Source organism: Pseudomonas sp. G2-4 (assembly GCF_030064125.1).
Lineage (GTDB): Bacteria > Pseudomonadota > Gammaproteobacteria > Pseudomonadales > Pseudomonadaceae > Aquipseudomonas.
In genome coordinates, this window is sequence record NZ_CP125957.1 from 958,027 (window position 1) to 975,224 (window position 17,198).

Genomic DNA, 17,198 nt, shown 5'->3' on the forward strand with positions numbered 1-17,198 from the left:
GGGGCTGCTGCGCAACCCAGCGGGAGCAAGCTCCCTCGCCACAGGTGTCCGAGCCAGACTGCAAGACTGGCTCCATGTCCATCAGCCTTCGAGCTTGCTTTTGAGCAGTTCGTTGACCTGTTGCGGGTTGGCCTTGCCTTTGGAGGCTTTCATGGCCTGGCCGACGAAGAAGCCGAACATTTTGCCGCGCTTGGCTTCGTCTGCCGCACGGTACTGTTCGACCTGCTCGGCGTTGGCCGCGAGCATTTCATCGAGCACGGCGCTGATCGCACCGGTGTCGGTGACTTGCTTCAAGCCGCGCTTCTCGATGATCTCGTCGGCGCTGCCTTCACCATTGGCCATGGCTTCGAACACCATCTTGGCGATCTTGCCGGAAATGGTGTTGTCCTTGATCCGCAGCAGCATGCCGCCCAGTTGTTCGGCCGATACCGGCGACTCGTCGATTTCCAGGCCTTGCTTGTTCAGCAGGCTGCCCAGCTCGACCATCACCCAGTTGGCCGCCAGCTTGGCATCGCCGCCGATGCTCACGACTTTCTCGAAGTAATCGGCCTGCTCGCGGCTGGTGGCCAGGACGTTGGCGTCATAGCTCGACAGCCCGAACTGCGCCTGGAAGCGCTCGCGTTTTTGCGGTGGCAGTTCCGGCAGGGTGGCGCGCACGTCGTTGAGGAACGAATCCTCGATGACCACCGGCAGCAGGTCCGGGTCGGGGAAGTAACGGTAGTCGTTGGCTTCTTCCTTGCTGCGCATCGGACGGGTCTCGTCCTTGTTCGGGTCGTACAGGCGGGTCTGCTGGATGACCTTGCCACCGTCCTCGATCAGTTCGATCTGGCGCTGGATCTCACTGTTGATCGCCTTCTCGATGAAGCGGAACGAGTTGACGTTCTTGATCTCGCAACGAGTGCCGAACTCAACCTGGCCCTTGGGCCGGATCGACACGTTGCAGTCGCAGCGCAGCGAGCCTTCGGCCATGTTGCCGTCGCAAATGCCCAGGTAGCGCACCAGCGCATGGATTGCCTTGACGTAGGCCACGGCTTCCTTGGCGCTGCGCATGTCCGGTTCGGAGACGATTTCCAGCAGCGGCGTGCCAGCACGGTTCAGGTCGATGCCGGTGGCACCGTTGAATTCTTCGTGCAGGCTCTTGCCGGCGTCTTCTTCCAGGTGCGCGCGGGTGATGCCGACGCGCTTGACCGTGCCGTCTTCCAGGGCGATGTCCAGGTGGCCCTTGCCGACAATCGGCAGTTCCATCTGACTGATCTGGTAGCCCTTGGGCAGGTCCGGATAGAAGTAGTTCTTGCGGGCGAACACGTTGTGCTGGCCGATCTCGGCATCGATCGCCAGGCCGAACATCACCGCCATGCGCACCGCTTCGGCATTGAGCACCGGCAGCACGCCGGGCATGCCCAGGTCGACCAGGCTGGCCTGGGTGTTGGGCTCGGAGCCGAATGTGGTGGAGCTACCGGAAAAGATTTTCGACCGGGTGGTGAGCTGGGTATGAATCTCCAGCCCGATCACGACTTCCCATTGCATGTGTTTCTCCTCAGAAGCCGGTTGGGGTGCGGGTGTGCCAGTCAGTGTTCAACTGATACTGGTGGGCAACGTTCAACAGGCGGCCTTCCTGGAAATACGGCGCGAGCAACTGTACACCTACCGGCAGGCCATCGACGAAGCCGGCCGGCATGGACAGGCCCGGCAAGCCGGCGAGGTTGGCGGTGATGGTGTAGACGTCTTCCAGGTACGCAGCGATCGGGTCGCTGTTCTTGGCGCCGAGTTTCCAGGCCGGGTTCGGCGTGGTCGGGCCGAGGATGATGTCGACCTCGTTGAAGGCGGCCATGAAATCGTTCTTCACCAGGCGCCGGATTTTCTGCGCCTTGAGGTAGTAGGCATCGTAGTAGCCGGCGGACAACGCGTAGGCACCAACCATGATCCGGCGCTGCACTTCGGCACCGAAGCCTTCGCCACGGGAGCGCTTGTACAGGTCGATCAGGTTTTCCGGGTTCTCGCAGCGATGGCCGAAGCGCACGCCGTCGAAACGCGACAGGTTCGAGGACGCCTCCGCTGGAGCGATCACGTAGTACGCGGGAATCGCGTGCTGCATGTTCGGCAGGCTGATTTCCTTGACCACCGCGCCGAGCTTTTCCAGTTCCTTGATGCTGTTGTGGATCAGGTCGGCGATGCGCGGGTCGAGACCGGCGCCGAAGTATTCCTTCGGCACGCCGATGCGCAGGCCTTGCAGCGAGCCGTTGAGGCTGGCGCTGTAGTCCGGCACCGGCTCATCGATGCTGGTGGAATCGTTCGGGTCGAAGCCGGCCATGCCTTGCAGCAGGATCGCGCAGTCTTCGGCGGTGCGGGCCAGCGGGCCGCCCTGGTCGAGGCTGGAGGCGTAGGCGATCATGCCCCAGCGCGAGACTCGGCCGTAGGTGGGCTTGAGGCCGGTGAGGTTGGTGAACGCCGCCGGCTGGCGAATCGAACCGCCGGTGTCGGTGGCGGTGGCGGCTGGCAACAGGCGCGCGGCCACGGCGGCGGCGGAACCGCCGGACGAACCGCCTGGCACGTGTTCCAGGTTCCATGGGTTTTTAACGGCGCCGTAGTAGCTCGACTCGTTGGCCGAACCCATGGCGAATTCGTCCATGTTGGTCTTGCCCAGGGTCACGGCGCCGGCGGCGGCCAGTTTGGCGACCACGGTGGCGTCGTACGGGGCCTTGAAGTTGTCGAGCATCTTCGAGCCGCAGCTGGTGCGGATGCCCTGGGTGCAGAACAGATCCTTGTGGGCAATCGGCGCGCCGAGCAGGGCGCCGTTCTCACCGTTGGCGCGACGGGCGTCGGCGGCCTTGGCCTGGCTCAGGGCCAGCTCCGGGGTGAGGCTGATGAAACTGTTGAGCTGTGGGTCGAGCTGGGCGATGCGCGCCAGCAGGACCTGGGTCAGCTCTTCGGAAGAAAACTTTTTATCGGCGAGTCCGCGGGCGATCTCGGCCAGGGTCATGTGATGCATGAGAGGCTCTTTCCCTTTAGTCGATGACTTTCGGAACCAGGTACAGGCCGTTTTCGACCGCTGGTGCGATGGACTGGTAGGCCTCGCGGTGATTGGACTCGGTCACGACGTCGGCGCGCAGGCGCTGGCTGGCTTCCAGTGGGTGAGCCAGTGGTTCGATACCGTCGGTATTGACCGCCTGCATCTCGTCGACCAGCCCCAGAATGCTGTTCAGGGCAGAAGTAATGTGTGGAAGATCGGCTTCATTGAGGCCCAGACAGGCCAGATGAGCGATTTTTTCCACGTCGGAGCGTTCAAGCGCCATGGGATTCTCCAGTGGAAAACAAAACGGACGCAGTCTGTCCGTGTGTTAGATTGTCGGAACACTACCGCATTTCTACGGCTTTACGGCCGCGATTGTGGGGTTTGGTGCACAGAAAAGCGGCTAATTTAACATATTGGCGCCTTGCCCAAAATCCCTGTCGTTGTTAGAGTTTGCCGCACTTTTTTACCCACGCGTTGCCTAGGGTCCCTTTCCCATGTTCAAGAAACTGCGTGGCATGTTTTCCAGCGATCTCTCCATTGACCTGGGCACTGCCAACACCCTTATTTACGTGCGCGAGCGCGGTATCGTCCTGAATGAACCCTCGGTCGTGGCCATCCGCACCCATGGTAACCAGAAGAGCGTCGTGGCTGTCGGTACGGAAGCCAAGCGCATGCTGGGCCGTACACCGGGCAACATTGCGGCCATTCGGCCGATGAAGGACGGCGTCATCGCCGACTTCAGCGTCTGCGAAAAGATGCTGCAGTACTTCATCAACAAGGTTCACGAAAACAGCTTCCTGCAGCCCAGCCCTCGTGTGCTGATCTGCGTTCCATGCAAGTCCACCCAGGTGGAGCGTCGCGCCATCCGTGAATCGGCCCTTGGAGCCGGTGCCCGTGAAGTGTTCCTGATCGAAGAGCCGATGGCCGCTGCCATCGGTGCCGGCCTGCCGGTCGAAGAAGCACGCGGTTCGATGGTCGTCGACATCGGTGGCGGTACCACTGAAATCGCCCTGATCTCCCTGAACGGTGTGGTCTACGCCGAATCCGTACGTGTGGGCGGCGATCGTTTCGACGAAGCGATCATCACCTATGTGCGTCGCAACTACGGCAGCCTGATCGGCGAATCCACCGCTGAGCGCATCAAGCAGGAAATCGGCACGGCCTACCCGGGCGGCGAAGTGCGTGAAGTCGACGTTCGCGGCCGCAACCTGGCCGAAGGCGTTCCACGGGCCTTCACCCTCAACTCCAACGAAGTGCTCGAAGCGCTGCAAGAGTCGCTGGCGACCATCGTCCAGGCGGTCAAGAGCGCCCTGGAGCAATCGCCGCCGGAACTGGCGTCGGACATCGCCGAGCGTGGCCTGGTGCTGACCGGTGGTGGCGCGCTGTTGCGTGACCTCGACAAGTTGCTGGCCCAGGAAACCGGTCTGCCGGTGATCGTGGCTGAAGACCCGCTGACCTGCGTTGCCCGCGGTGGCGGCCGTGCATTGGAAATGATGGACAAGCACACCATGGACTTGCTCTCCAGCGAATAAATTCTCCTGGATGGTCTATGTTATTCGCTCCCGGGCAGCCCTTTGCAGTGCTGCCCGTTGGCGTTTATCTTCTGTCATTCGTATCCAGGCCGGTTTGATGCCGTATGAATAAAGAAAACATTTGCCTGGGAGGAGCGGCCTATTAAACCGCTTTTCGCCAAAGGCCCCTCATTGGGTGTGCGCCTGTTGGTGCTGACCGTGCTATCGGTTGCGCTGATGGTGGTCGATGCCCGTTTCACGCTGCTCAAGCCCGTGCGCAGCCAGATGTCGCTGGTGTTGATGGAGTCCTACTGGATCACCGACCTGCCGCAGCGGTTGTGGCAAGGTGTGGCCAGCCAGTTTGGCAGCAGGACCGAACTGGTCGCCGAAAACGAAAAACTCAAGACCGAAAACCTGCTGTTGCAGGGACGCATGCAGAAGCTCGCGGCCCTCACCGAGCAGAACGTTCGGCTGCGTGAGTTGCTCAACTCTTCTGCGCTGGTCAACGAGAAGGTCGAAGTGGCCGAGTTGATCGGCATGGACCCGAACCCCTTCACCCACCGCATCATCATCAACAAGGGTGAGCGCGACGGTGTGGTTCTCGGCCAGCCGGTGCTCGACGCCCGGGGCCTGATGGGCCAGGTGGTGGAGCTGATGCCCTACACCTCCCGGGTGCTATTGCTGACCGACACCACCCACAGCATTCCCGTGCAGGTCAACCGCAATGGCTTGCGAGCGATTGCCAGCGGCACCGGCAACCCGGAGCGCCTGGAATTGCGGCACGTGGCCGACACCGCCGACATCAAGGAAGGCGACCTGCTGGTCAGCTCCGGCCTCGGTCAGCGCTTCCCGGCCGGTTATCCGGTGGCGACGGTCAAGGAAGTCATCCATGACTCCGGCCAGCCATTCGCCATCGTACGTGCAGTGCCGACGGCCGCATTGAACCGCAGTCGTTACCTGCTGCTGGTGTTCAGCGACACCCGGACGCCCGAGGAGCGCGCCAACGAAGCCGCCGCGGCCCAGGAAGCCCAGGACCGCCAGGGTGGGGAGCCGGGCGCCCCGGTTACCCCGGCGCCAGTCCCTGTAATCGTGCCGAAACCGCCAGTGGCTCCAACGACTCCGGCCGCTCCGGCCACGACGCCAGCGACCGCGCCCGCTACACCGGCCGCACCTGCTGCTAAGCTGCCCAGGTCGGCGACCCACGCGCCGGCGTCTCAGCCAGCCCGGCCCGCCGCCAAGCCGCCTGTCTCCACACCGGGCACCGCGCCAGCCACCAGGGGAGCACGAGAAGAATGAGCAGTACTCAATCCGGCAACGGTTGGATGGTCTGGCTGACCTTCGCCATCGGCCTGTTGCTCAGCGTTTCGCCGCTGCCGCAGTTCATGGAAATCCTGCGGCCACTGTGGTTGGCGTTATTGCTGGCCTTCTGGGCGCTGGCGCTGCCGCATAAGGTCGGCATGGTCACCGCCTGGTGCCTGGGCCTGGCCGAGGACGTGCTCTATGGCACATTGCTGGGGCAAAACGCGCTGATCCTGACGCTGATCACGTTCCTGGTGCTGTCGCTGCAACAACGCTTGCGGATGTTCCCCATGTGGCAGCAATGCCTGGTGATCCTGGTGATTTTCGGCCTGGCGCAACTGGTGCAATTGTGGCTCAGCGCGCTCACTGGCAATCGTCAACCGACCCTGGCGCTGGTGCTGCCGGCCCTGGTCAGTGCCTTGCTCTGGCCTTGGGTCAGCTTCGGTTTGCGGGGCCTGCGCCTGCGTTTCAAAATCAACTGATTCGGCCGGGGTATCTATACTTTTTCTGATGCTTACATCGCCCGTGGCGAGGGAGCTTGCTCCCGCTGGGCTGCGCAGCGGCCCCAACTTTTACAGTCGCTGCGCAACCGAGCGGGAGCAAGCTCCCTCGCCACAAAAGCTGTTTGCATTTGGAAGGCTGTGCTTTGAGAGGAAGATGTCTTGATGAAGCCGCTTTACCTCGCCTCCGGCTCACCGCGTCGGCGTGAACTGCTCACGCAGATCGGCGTGCCTTTTACCGCCATCGGCGCGGACATCGATGAAACGCCCCTGGATCACGAAACCCCTTCGGCCTATGTCGAGCGTTTGGCGCGTGGCAAGGCCGAGGCCGGGCGAAGCGTCACACCGGCCGACCTGGATGGTTGTGTACTGGGCGCCGACACGGCCGTGGTGCTGGACGGAAAGATTCTCGGCAAACCACTGGACCAGGCTGATTCCCTGGCCATGCTCTTGAGCCTGTCGGGCCGCGACCATGAAGTGTTGACCGCCATTGCGGTACTGGACGGGCAACGTTGCGAATCCCGCGTCGTGCGCAGCCGGGTGCGTTTTCGTTCCATCACTGAACAGGAAGCGGTTGCCTACTGGGCCAGCGGTGAACCTCGGGACAAGGCCGGTGGCTATGGCATCCAGGGGCTGGGCGCGGTGTTCGTCGCCGGTCTGGAGGGCAGCTATTCGGCCGTGGTTGGCCTGCCATTGTGCGAAACCGCAGAACTACTGGGCCATTTCGGCATACCCTGTTGGCAAACCTTGAACGCGCGCTGAGCGCCGTCTGACTTGATGCGGCCATAATCGTGAACATGCCTGAACGAGACCCTGCCATGAGTGAAGAGATCCTGATCAACATCACGCCGATGGAATCGCGCGTGGCGGTGGTTGAAAACGGTGTTCTGCAAGAGGTCCACGTTGAGCGCACGCAAAAGCGTGGCATCGTCGGCAATATCTACAAGGGCAAGGTGGTGCGGGTGTTGCCGGGGATGCAGGCGGCGTTCGTCGACATCGGCCTGGACCGCGCGGCGTTCATCCATGCCTCGGAAATTTCCATGCGCGAAGGGCCGGCCGTAGAGAGCATCAGCGCGCTGGTTCATGAAGGCCAGAGCCTGGTGGTGCAGGTCACCAAGGACCCCATCGGCTCCAAGGGCGCGCGCCTGACCACGCAGCTGTCGATACCGTCGCGCTACCTGGTGTACATGCCGCGTACCGCCCACGTCGGTATTTCCCTGAAGATCGAAGACGAAGCCGAGCGCGAGCGCCTCAAACAGGTGGTCAGCGATTGCGTGGAAAAAGAAGGCATCAAGGAAGCCGGTGGTTTCATCCTGCGCACCGCGGCCGAAGGGGCCGGGGCCGATGAAATCCTTATGGACATCCGTTACCTGCGCCGGCTCTGGGACCAGATAGCCGAGCAAATCAAGACCATCGCCACCCCCAGTGTGATCTACGAGGACCTGGGCCTGGCGCTGCGCACGCTGCGGGACCTGGTCAGCCCCAAGATCGAGAAAATCCGTATCGATTCCCGGGAAACCTTCCAGAAGACCACCCAGTTCGTCGCCGAACTGATGCCGGAAATCGCCGATCGCCTTGAGCATTACCCGGGCGAGCGGCCGATTTTCGACCTGTATGGCGTCGAGGACGAAATCCAGAAAGCCCTTGAACGCAAGGTGCCGCTCAAGTCCGGCGGTTACCTGGTGGTGGATCCGGCCGAAGCCATGAGCACCATCGACGTCAACACCGGGGCGTTCGTCGGCCATCGCAATCTCGAAGAAACCATCTTCAAGACCAATCTGGAAGCGGCCACGGCCATCGCCCGCCAACTGCGCCTGCGCAACCTGGGCGGGATCATCATCATCGACTTCATCGACATGGAGCATGAAGAGCACCAGCGCCAGGTATTGCGGACCCTGGAAAAACAACTCGAGCGCGATCACGCCAAGACCAACATCATTGGCATCACCGAACTGGGCCTGGTGCAGATGACCCGCAAGCGCACCCGCGAAAGCCTTGAGCAAGTGCTGTGCGAGCCATGCAGCAGTTGCCAGGGCCGGGGCAAGCTCAAGACCCCCGAAACCGTGTGTTACGAAATCTTCCGGGAAATTCTCCGGGAGGCGCGCGCCTACCAGGCGACCGGCTATAGAGTGTTGGCGAACCAGAAAGTGGTGGATCGCCTGCTCGATGAAGAGTCGGGCAATGTTGCCGAGCTGGAAGCCTTTATCGGCCGCACGATTCGCTTCCAGGTGGAAACCATGTATTCCCAGGAACAATACGACGTGGTGTTGCTCTGAAGGGCTTGGGAAGCGGCGGGCCCGCGGATTTGATTTTCTTTGCCAGGGGAGTCCACTGACATGGAGCGCCTGACACGCATTTTGGCCGCGCTGACCCGCTGGGGACTGGGCCTGTGCGCGCTCCTCCTGGTGCTGCTGGCCTTATACGTCAGCCTCGGCCGGGAGTTGGTCCCGCTGGTGGCTGAATATCGCGCCGAGGTCCAGACCCGGGTCGGCGAAGCCTTGGGCATGCCGGTGCACATCGGCAGCCTGGAGGGCAGCTGGAGCGCTTTGGCACCGATCCTGGCGGCGCACGACGTCGTGGTGGGCGAGGGGCCCAATGCCTTGCACCTGGATCAGGTGCGAGCCGTGCCAGACCTGTGGGCCAGCCTGCTGGCGCGCCAGGTGCGCATTGCTCACCTGGAACTCAGCGGCCTGAAGATCAGCCTCAAGGAGGGCACTGACGGTAAGTGGGCCTTGGAAGGCCTGCCGGTGCAGGACGATCAACCCCTCGATCCGCAGCAACTGCTCGATCACATGCAGGTGGTTGCCAAGCTGTCGGTGCTCGACAGCCAAGTGACCCTGCAACCCCTTGAACAATCCCCCCTGACCCTGACCTATGTGGGCCTGAGCCTGCGCACTGGCGCCACTCGCCAGCGCCTGGACGCACGCCTGACCCTGCCCGACGGCCAGCCTGTGGCGATCAACTTGCGCACCCGCATCCGCGCCAGCGACTGGAAGAACGGCCAGGCCGATGCCTACCTGAGCCTGCCGCAAAGCGACTGGGCCAAATGGCTGCCGAAACGCCTGACCCGGCAATGGAATTTTTCCCAGATCAATGCCGGTGGCGAGTTCTGGCTGAGCTGGGGTGAAGGCACGGTGCAAAGCGCGGCCATGCGATTGAACGCGCCGCAACTCCAGGGCGCCTATGCCGAGCGCAAGCCGGTGCAGATCCACAACCTGGCCCTCAACGCTTATTTCCAGCGCGGTAGCCAAGGGTTCACCGCGACGTTCGACTCCCTGGCGATGAGCCTGGGCGAGACGCGCTGGGAATCGCGCCTGCAACTGCAACAAAGTGATGCCACCGAGAACGCTGAAGAACGTTGGCACTTGCAGGCCGATCGCCTCGACCTTACTCCGCTGACCCCATTGCTCAATGCCCTGGCGCCGCTGCCCGAAGGCGTCGCGAAGACTATCGACCACCTCAAGGTAACGGGCGGCCTGCGCAACGTGCTGGTGGACTACCGACCGCAGAACAGCGGTGATCAAAAAATCAGTTTCGCCACGAATCTGGACACGGTGGGTTTCGATGCCTATCGCGGCGCCCCGGCTGCGCGCAACGTATCGGGGAGCCTGAGCGGCGACTTGGGTGGCGGCGAGCTGCGCATGGACAGCAAGGATTTTTCCTTGCACCTGGACCCGATCTTCGCCAAGCCCTGGCAATACCTGCAGGCCAATGCCCGGTTGACCTGGAAGCTGGACAAGCAAGGCTTCACCTTGATCGCGCCGTACCTGAAGGTGCTGGGGGAGGAGGGCCGGATTGCTGGCGATTTCCTGATCCGCCTGCATTTCGACCACAGCCAGGAAGACTATATGGACTTGCGGGTCGGCCTGGTGGACGGTGATGGGCGCTACACCGCCAAGTATCTGCCTGCGGTCCTGAGCCCGGCGCTGGATGAGTGGCTGCGTACGGCCATCGTCAAGGGCGCGGTGGACGAGGGCTTTTTCCAGTACCAAGGTTCGCTGAACCACGGTGCCGAGGATGCGGCCCGCAGCATCAGCCTGTTTTTCAAGGTGCACGACGCCGAACTGGCGTTCCAGCCGGGTTGGCCTTCGGTCAGCAAAGTCAGCGGTGATGTCTTCGTCGAAGACAGCGGCGTGCGCATCTTTGCCAGCCAGGGGCAATTGCTGGACACCCAGGTCAAGGACGTTGTGGTGAATATTCCCCATGTACCGAGCGGTCAGAATTCCCATCTGCTGTTGGACGGCGGGTTCGTCGGAGGGCTGGGCGACGGCCTGAAAATTCTCCAGACCGCGCCGATTGGCACCGCCGAGACGTTTGCCGGCTGGGAGGGCGAGGGCAAGCTGCAAGGCAGCGTGAAGCTCGATATCCCATTGGTCAAAGGCGAGCAGCCGAAGATTCTGGTGGATTTCACCACCGACCAGGCCCGGCTCAAACTCAGCGAACCGGCGCTGGAGTTGACCCAGCTCAAAGGCGACTTCCGTTTTGACAGCAACAAGGGGCTGAGTGGCAAGGGCATCACGGCCCGGGCCTTCGATCGTCCCGTCACGGCGCAGATTTTTGCCGAAGGCCGCGCCGGTGCGCTCAATACCCGGGTCGCCGCGTCCGGGCAGGTGGAGATCAAGAAACTCACCAGTTGGCTGAACGTCACCCAGCCGCTGCCCGTGTCCGGGGTGGTCCCCTATCAGTTGCAAGTGATTCTCGACGGCGTCGACAGCCAGTTGTCGGTCAACTCCAGCCTCAAGGGCGTTGCGGTGGATTTGCCTGCTCCCTTCGGCATGGCCGCCGATGTCGGGCGCGACACGGTATTTCGCATGACGCTGCAAGGGCCGGAGCGACGTTACTGGGTCGATTATGGCGACTTGGCCAGCTTCACGTACGCAGCGTCGGGCGGGAACTTCGCCGACGGTCGCGGCGAGTTGCTGCTGGGGACTGGCGAAGCTGTCTTGCCGGGCGGCAAGGGCCTGCGATTGCGCGGGACGCTGTCGGAGCTGGACGTCAGCCCGTGGCAAGCACTGGTGAGCAAGTACGCCGGCCAGGACCCGGGCGGCAGCGCCAAGCAGTTGCTCAGCAGTGCCGATCTGAAGATCGGCAAGCTCACGGCCATGGGCACGACCCTGGACCAGGCTGCCATACAGCTTGATCGCAAGGCAGACGCCTGGGGCTTGCGACTCGACAGCCAGCAGGCCAAGGGCAGCGTCAGCTTGCCAGACGCCAAAGCCGCCCCGATCGGTATCAAGCTTGACTATGTACGCCTGCCGGCCGTGGACCCGACGGTCCAGACCGACGAAAACGCACCGGACCCGCTGGCATCGGTCGATCCCACAGCGATTGCAGCGATGGATATCGCCATCGACCAGTTGTTCCAGGGCCCGGATCTGATCGGCGCCTGGTCGTTGAAGGTGCGTCCGACAGGCAAGGGCATCGCGCTGAACAATCTGGACCTGGGCCTCAAGGGCATGGTGTTGAAGGGCAACGGCGCCTGGGAGGGCGCGCCTGGTTCCACCAGCAGTTGGTACAAGGGCCGCATCGGTGGCAAGAACCTGGCTGACGTGCTCAAGGGCTGGGGCTATGCACCGAGCGTGACCAGCCAGACATTCCACATGGATGTCGATGGCCGTTGGCCGGGTTCGCCAGCGTGGGTCGCGACCAAACGTTTTTCCGGCAGTCTCGATGCGTCGCTGAGCAAGGGCCAGTTCGTCGAGGTTGAAGGCAGCGCCCAGGCATTGCGGGTGTTCGGTCTGCTGAATTTCAACTCCATCGGCCGGCGCCTGCGGCTGGACTTCTCCGACCTGTTCGGCAAGGGCCTGAGCTACGATCGGGTCAAGGGCCTGCTGGTGGCGAGCGATGGCATCTACGTCACCCGAGAACCCATCACCCTGACGGGGCCGTCGAGCAACCTGGAACTCAACGGAACGCTGGACATGGTGGCCGACCGGGTCGACGCCAAGTTGCTGGTTACGCTGCCGGTGACCAACAACCTGCCGATTGCCGCGCTGCTTGTCGGTGCGCCGGCAGTGGGTGGCGCGCTGTTTTTGATCGACAAGTTGATCGGCGACCGCGTGGCGCGTTTCGCCAGCGTAAGATACGACGTCAAGGGCCCGTGGAAAGAACCGAAGATCACCTTTGACAAGCCGTTCTGACAGACGATGACAATCCCCTGTGGGAGCGAGCTTGCTCGCGATGAGGCCGGTACATCCAACATTTTTGTTGACTGATCCAGCGCAATCGCGAGCAAGCTCGCTCCCACAGGGGCACTACCAAGCTACGGGGAACTGCCATGCCAGTCGCAGTGATTCAAATGGTCAGCCAGAGCGATGTGCTCGCCAACCTGGCACGTGCCCGCGTGCTGCTGGAACAGGCGGCCGCCGGCGGCGCCAGGCTGGTGGTGCTGCCTGAGAACTTCGCGGCCATGGGTCGACGGGACATGGGTGACATCGGTCGTGCCGAAGCCTTTGGTCAGGGCCCGATCCTGCCCTGGTTGAAACAGGCCGCCCGTGACCTCAAGTTATGGATTGTGGCCGGCACCTTGCCGTTGCCGCCGGTGGACCGGCCCGAGGCCAAGGTCCATGCCTGTTCGTTGTTGATCGACGACCAGGGCCAGATCGTGGCGCGCTATGACAAGCTGCACCTGTTCGATGTGGACGTGGCGGACAATCGTGGGCGCTATCGCGAGTCTGATGACTATGCTTATGGCAGTCAGGTGGTGGTCGCCGATACACCCGTAGGCAGGGTTGGCCTGACGGTTTGTTATGACGTGCGGTTCCCGGAGCTGTACAGCGAATTGCGTGCGGCCGGGGCCGAGCTGATCACGGCGCCCTCGGCGTTCACCGCAGTGACTGGCGCCGCCCATTGGGAGGTGCTGATTCGCGCCCGGGCCATCGAGACCCAGTGCTATGTGCTGGCGGCCGCCCAGGGCGGGACGCATCCGGGGCCACGGGATACCTTTGGCCATGCCGCGATTGTCGACCCGTGGGGCCGTGTGCTGGCGCAACAGGATCAAGGCGAGGCGGTGCTGCTGGCCGAGCGCGACAGCAGCGAACAGGCGTCCATCCGGGCGCGCATGCCGGTGGCCAGCCATCGGCGCTTTTTCTCGCAGGGCGCTCGACAGCGGCCTGTCCAAGACGACGAATTCAAGGCGTAAAACATATGAGCGGGTTGTTATCCTCAGTCAGTGAACATCTTTTAGCCCCTGGCGGCGTCACCCTGGAGAGCCTGCAAGGCGTGCTGGGCGACCTGGCTGGCCCGGGCATCGATGCGGCCGACCTGTATTTCCAAGGGCAGATATCCGAGTCCTGGTCGCTGGAAGACGGCATCGTCAAGGAAGGCAGTTTCAACCTTGACCAGGGCGTGGGTGTGCGGGCCCAGTCCGGGGAAAAAACCGGCTTCGCCTACAGCAACGCCATTACCTTGGAGGCCCTGGGCGCTGCCGCCCGCGCGGCTCGCTCGATCTCCCGCGCCGGGCAGAATGGCACAGTCCAGGCCTTCAGCAGCCAGGACGTGGCGCAGCTGTATGCGCCGGACAATCCACTGGAAGTCATGAGCCGCGCCGAAAAGGTCGAACTGCTCAAGCGCATCGACGTCGCCACCCGCGCCCTCGACCCGCGTATCCAGCAAGTGACGGTGAGCATGGCCGGTGTCTGGGAACGGATCCTGGTGGCGTCCACCGACGGCGGCCTGGCGGCGGACGTTCGGCCGCTGGTGCGTTTCAATGTCAGCGTGATTGTGGAGCAGAACGGTCGTCGCGAGCGTGGCGGCCATGGCGGCGGCGGACGTACCGATTACCGCTATTTCCTCAGCGAAGACCGCGCCATGGGCTATGCCCGCGAGGCGCTGCGCCAGGCGCTGGTCAACCTTGAGGCGATCCCGGCGCCGGCAGGTACGTTGCCCGTGGTGCTGGGTTCCGGTTGGTCCGGCGTGCTGCTGCACGAGGCGGTGGGGCACGGCCTGGAAGGCGATTTCAACCGCAAGGGCAGCTCAGCCTACAGCGGGCGCATGGGTGAAATGGTTGCCTCGAAACTCTGCACCATTGTCGATGACGGCACCCTGGCCGGACGTCGCGGCTCCCTGAGCGTCGACGACGAAGGCACGCCGACCGAGTGCACCACGCTGATCGAGAACGGCGTGCTCAAGGGCTACATGCAAGACAAACTCAACGCCCGGCTGATGGGCGTGGCCCGTACCGGCAACGGTCGCCGCGAATCCTATGCGCACCTGCCCATGCCGCGCATGACCAATACCTACATGCTGGGTGGCCAGAGCGATCCAGCGGAAATCATCGCCTCGGTGAAAAAGGGCATTTATTGCGCCAACCTCGGCGGCGGCCAAGTGGACATTACCAGCGGCAAGTTCGTGTTCTCCACCAGCGAGGCCTACCTGATCGAAGACGGCAAGATCACCACGCCGGTCAAAGGTGCGACGCTGATCGGCAACGGGCCGGAGGCGATGAGCAAGGTGTCGATGGTCGGCAATGACCTGGCGCTGGACAGCGGTGTGGGGACGTGCGGCAAGGACGGGCAATCGGTGCCGGTAGGTGTCGGTCAACCGACCCTGAAGATCGATGCGATTACCGTGGGTGGCACGGGCGCATGAACATATTCAGGGGCACCGTGGCGAGGGAGCTTGCTCCCGCTGGGCTACGCAGTAGCCCCAATGCGGTGGCTGCGCAACCGAGCGGGAGCAAGCTCCCTCGCCACGGTAATTGCTACCCCGGCAAGGGATTGGTGAGCCAGTGAACGATCAGCGCAAGCCGCGTTGGGTTTCGTCCAGCTCACGGATGTACTTGAAGATTTTTCGGCTCGAGGCCGGTGGCTTGTTCTGCGCCAACTCGTGCTGGGCCTGACGAATCAGGGAGCGCAATTGTTGGCGATCGGCCTCCGGGTAGTCGATGACGAATTTTTCCAGCACGCCGTCATCGCCTGCGATCAAGCGATCACGCCAGCGTTCCAGACCATGGAAGCGTTCGTTGTACTGTCGGGTGGAGGCATCGAGTTGATCGAGCAGAACCAGAATGGCGGCCGTGTCCTGGTCGCGCATCAGTTTGCCGATGAATTGCAGGTGCCGTTTACGCGCGATATTCGCGGTGTGCTTGGGCGCATCGGCCAGGGCCCGGCGCATGGCGTCGGTCAAGGGCAGTTTGGCCAGCAAGTCAGGCTTGAGTGTTGTCAGGCGCTCGCCGAGGTCAACCAGAGCATGCAGCTCGCGTTTGACCTGGGATTTGCTTTTTTCACCCTCGTAGAGGGAGTCGTCGTAAGAATCAACCATGGTGGCAGTCCGCAAAGAAACGCCGCCATGATAACCAGTCGGGGGCCGCTTGTCCGGCCCGGTCGCTCGATGGCCTCGGGTTTGTACGCAAAGTTGCGCAGGCACTGTTCGTACACGCCCTGACCGAAAACAGAATTTGAGTGGAGAACACCATGAGTGCAGTTCAGAGCGTCGGCCCGCAAGCATTGCCGGCACTGCAGGAACAAGTCGAGCAGATCCTCGCCGAAGCCAAGCGCCAGGGCGCCAGTGCCTGCGAGGTGGCGGTGTCCCTGGAGCAGGGCCTGTCGACGTCGGTACGCCAGCGCGAGGTGGAAACCGTCGAATTCAACCGCGACCAGGGGTTCGGCATCACCTTGTACGCCGGCCAGCGCAAGGGTTCGGCCAGCACGTCGGCCAGCGGCCCTGACGCCATTCGCGAAACCGTCGCTGCGGCACTGGCAATTGCCAAGCACACCTCCGAAGACGAAGCCTCAGGCCTGGCCGATGCCGCGCTGATGTGCAAGGAATTGCGCGACTTCGACCTGTTCCACGCCTGGGATATCACCCCTGAACAGGCCATCGAGCAGGCACTGCGCTGCGAAGCGGCGGCGTTCGAGGCTGACAGTCGGATCAAGAACGCCGACGGCACCACCCTCAATACTCACCAGGGCTGCCGCGTCTACGGCAACAGCCACGGCTTTATCGGCGGTTATGCTTCGACCCGTCACAGCCTCAGTTGCGTGATGATCGCGGAGGCCAACGGCCAGATGCAGCGCGATTACTGGTACGACGTGAGTCGCCAGGGCAATTTGTTGGCAGACCCGGCCAGCATCGGCCAGAAAGCCGCGCAGCGGGCGGCCAGCCGCCTGGGCGCCCGGCCGGTGCCGACCTGCGAGGTGCCGGTGCTGTTTGCAGCCGAGTTGGCCGGTGGCCTGTTCGGCAGCTTCCTGTCGGCAGTGTCCGGCGGCAACCTGTACCGCAAGTCGTCGTTCCTCGAAGGAGCGCTGGGCCAGAAGTTGTTCCCGGAGTGGATGACCATCGATGAACGTCCACACCTGATGCAAGCCATGGGCAGCTCGGCGTTCGACGGCGATGGCCTGGCCACCTACGCCAAGCCGTTTGTGGAAAACGGCGAGCTGGTGTCCTACATCCTCGGCACCTATTCGGGCCGCAAGCTCGGCATGCCGAGCACCGCCAATGCCGGCGGCGTGCATAACCTGTTCGTGACCCATGGCGAAGAAGACCAGGCTGCCTTGCTTCGGCGGATGGGGCGCGGCCTGCTGGTGACCGAACTGATGGGCCATGGCCTGAACATGGTTACCGGGGACTATTCCCGTGGCGCGGCGGGGTTCTGGGTCGAAAATGGTGAGATTCAGTTCCCGGTCCAGGAAGTGACCATCGCCGGCAACATGCGCGATATGTTCAAACAGATCGTGGCCGTGGGGAACGACCTGGAACTGCGCAGCAACATCCGCACCGGCTCGGTATTGATCGAGCGGATGACGGTGGCGGGTAGCTGACCTTCAATCGCAGAAAAAAGGCGCGTCATCCTAGCGGGTGACGCGCCTTTTTTATGTTCGCAGAACCCTGTTTGGACCGGGGGACATGGTGGACACCCTGTGGCGAGGGAGCTTG

The 17,198-nt window shown here is 62.8% G+C and carries 13 protein-coding genes; 9 read left to right on the forward strand and 4 right to left on the reverse strand.

All coding sequences use genetic code 11. The features are described 5' to 3' along the window. Window positions 1-81: 81 nt before the first annotated feature. The 3 genes from gatB to gatC are packed head-to-tail and all read right to left on the reverse strand — an operon-like array spanning window position 82 to window position 3,293. A complete protein-coding gene (gene gatB, locus QNH97_RS04085; protein WP_060739170.1) occupies window positions 82-1,527 on the reverse strand; it encodes an Asp-tRNA(Asn)/Glu-tRNA(Gln) amidotransferase subunit GatB in 1,446 nt (481 codons plus the stop codon). 10 nt (window positions 1,528-1,537) lie between these two features. Then, window positions 1,538-2,989, reverse strand: a complete 1,452-nt coding sequence (gene gatA, locus QNH97_RS04090) for an Asp-tRNA(Asn)/Glu-tRNA(Gln) amidotransferase subunit GatA (protein WP_283555718.1) — start codon at window positions 2,987-2,989, stop codon at window positions 1,538-1,540. A 16-nt stretch (window positions 2,990-3,005) separates the two neighbouring features. Then, a complete protein-coding gene (gene gatC, locus QNH97_RS04095) occupies window positions 3,006-3,293 on the reverse strand; it encodes an Asp-tRNA(Asn)/Glu-tRNA(Gln) amidotransferase subunit GatC (RefSeq protein ID WP_003197816.1) in 288 nt (95 codons plus the stop codon). A 214-nt stretch (window positions 3,294-3,507) separates the two neighbouring features. On the opposite strand from gatC, the gene mreB reads away from it, so the two are divergent. The 8 genes from mreB (at window position 3,508) to tldD (ending at window position 14,912) form a co-directional block, all read left to right on the forward strand. After that, entirely contained in the window at window positions 3,508-4,545 is a 1,038-nt protein-coding gene (mreB, locus tag QNH97_RS04100; RefSeq protein WP_002555108.1) for a rod shape-determining protein MreB, read from the forward strand. 189 nt (window positions 4,546-4,734) lie between these two features. Beyond that, window positions 4,735-5,820: a rod shape-determining protein MreC gene (gene mreC, locus QNH97_RS04105; protein ID WP_502944529.1), complete on the forward strand. Its 1,086-nt coding sequence runs from the start codon at window positions 4,735-4,737 to the stop codon at window positions 5,818-5,820. Next, window positions 5,817-6,305, forward strand: coding sequence for a rod shape-determining protein MreD (gene mreD, locus QNH97_RS04110; RefSeq protein WP_003197820.1), 489 nt, complete (start codon window positions 5,817-5,819; stop codon window positions 6,303-6,305). The genes mreC and mreD overlap by 4 nt, the downstream gene beginning before the upstream one ends. Window positions 6,306-6,488: 183 nt before the next feature. Further along, complete coding sequence (locus QNH97_RS04115) at window positions 6,489-7,085, forward strand: Maf family protein (protein WP_283555719.1); 597 nt, start codon at window positions 6,489-6,491, stop codon at window positions 7,083-7,085. Window positions 7,086-7,141: 56 nt separating this feature from the next. Beyond that, a complete protein-coding gene (gene rng, locus QNH97_RS04120; RefSeq protein WP_283555720.1) occupies window positions 7,142-8,599 on the forward strand; it encodes a ribonuclease G in 1,458 nt (485 codons plus the stop codon). A gap of 60 nt (window positions 8,600-8,659) precedes the next feature. Continuing rightward, entirely contained in the window at window positions 8,660-12,463 is a 3,804-nt protein-coding gene (locus tag QNH97_RS04125; protein WP_283555721.1) for a YhdP family protein, read from the forward strand. A 137-nt stretch (window positions 12,464-12,600) separates the two neighbouring features. Then, a complete protein-coding gene (locus QNH97_RS04130) occupies window positions 12,601-13,464 on the forward strand; it encodes a carbon-nitrogen hydrolase family protein (RefSeq protein WP_283555722.1) in 864 nt (287 codons plus the stop codon). 5 nt (window positions 13,465-13,469) lie between these two features. Next, the gene (tldD, locus tag QNH97_RS04135) at window positions 13,470-14,912 is read left to right on the forward strand and encodes a metalloprotease TldD (RefSeq protein ID WP_283555723.1); all 1,443 of its coding nucleotides are present in this window, start codon (window positions 13,470-13,472) and stop codon (window positions 14,910-14,912) included. A gap of 147 nt (window positions 14,913-15,059) precedes the next feature. On the opposite strand, the gene yjgA is transcribed toward tldD, so the two are convergent. Continuing rightward, entirely contained in the window at window positions 15,060-15,584 is a 525-nt protein-coding gene (gene yjgA, locus QNH97_RS04140; RefSeq protein ID WP_283555724.1) for a ribosome biogenesis factor YjgA, read from the reverse strand. A gap of 152 nt (window positions 15,585-15,736) precedes the next feature. Between yjgA and pmbA the strand changes: the two genes are divergently transcribed. Next, window positions 15,737-17,083, forward strand: a complete 1,347-nt coding sequence (gene pmbA / locus QNH97_RS04145; RefSeq protein WP_283555725.1) for a metalloprotease PmbA — start codon at window positions 15,737-15,739, stop codon at window positions 17,081-17,083. Window positions 17,084-17,198: the final 115 nt, after the last annotated feature.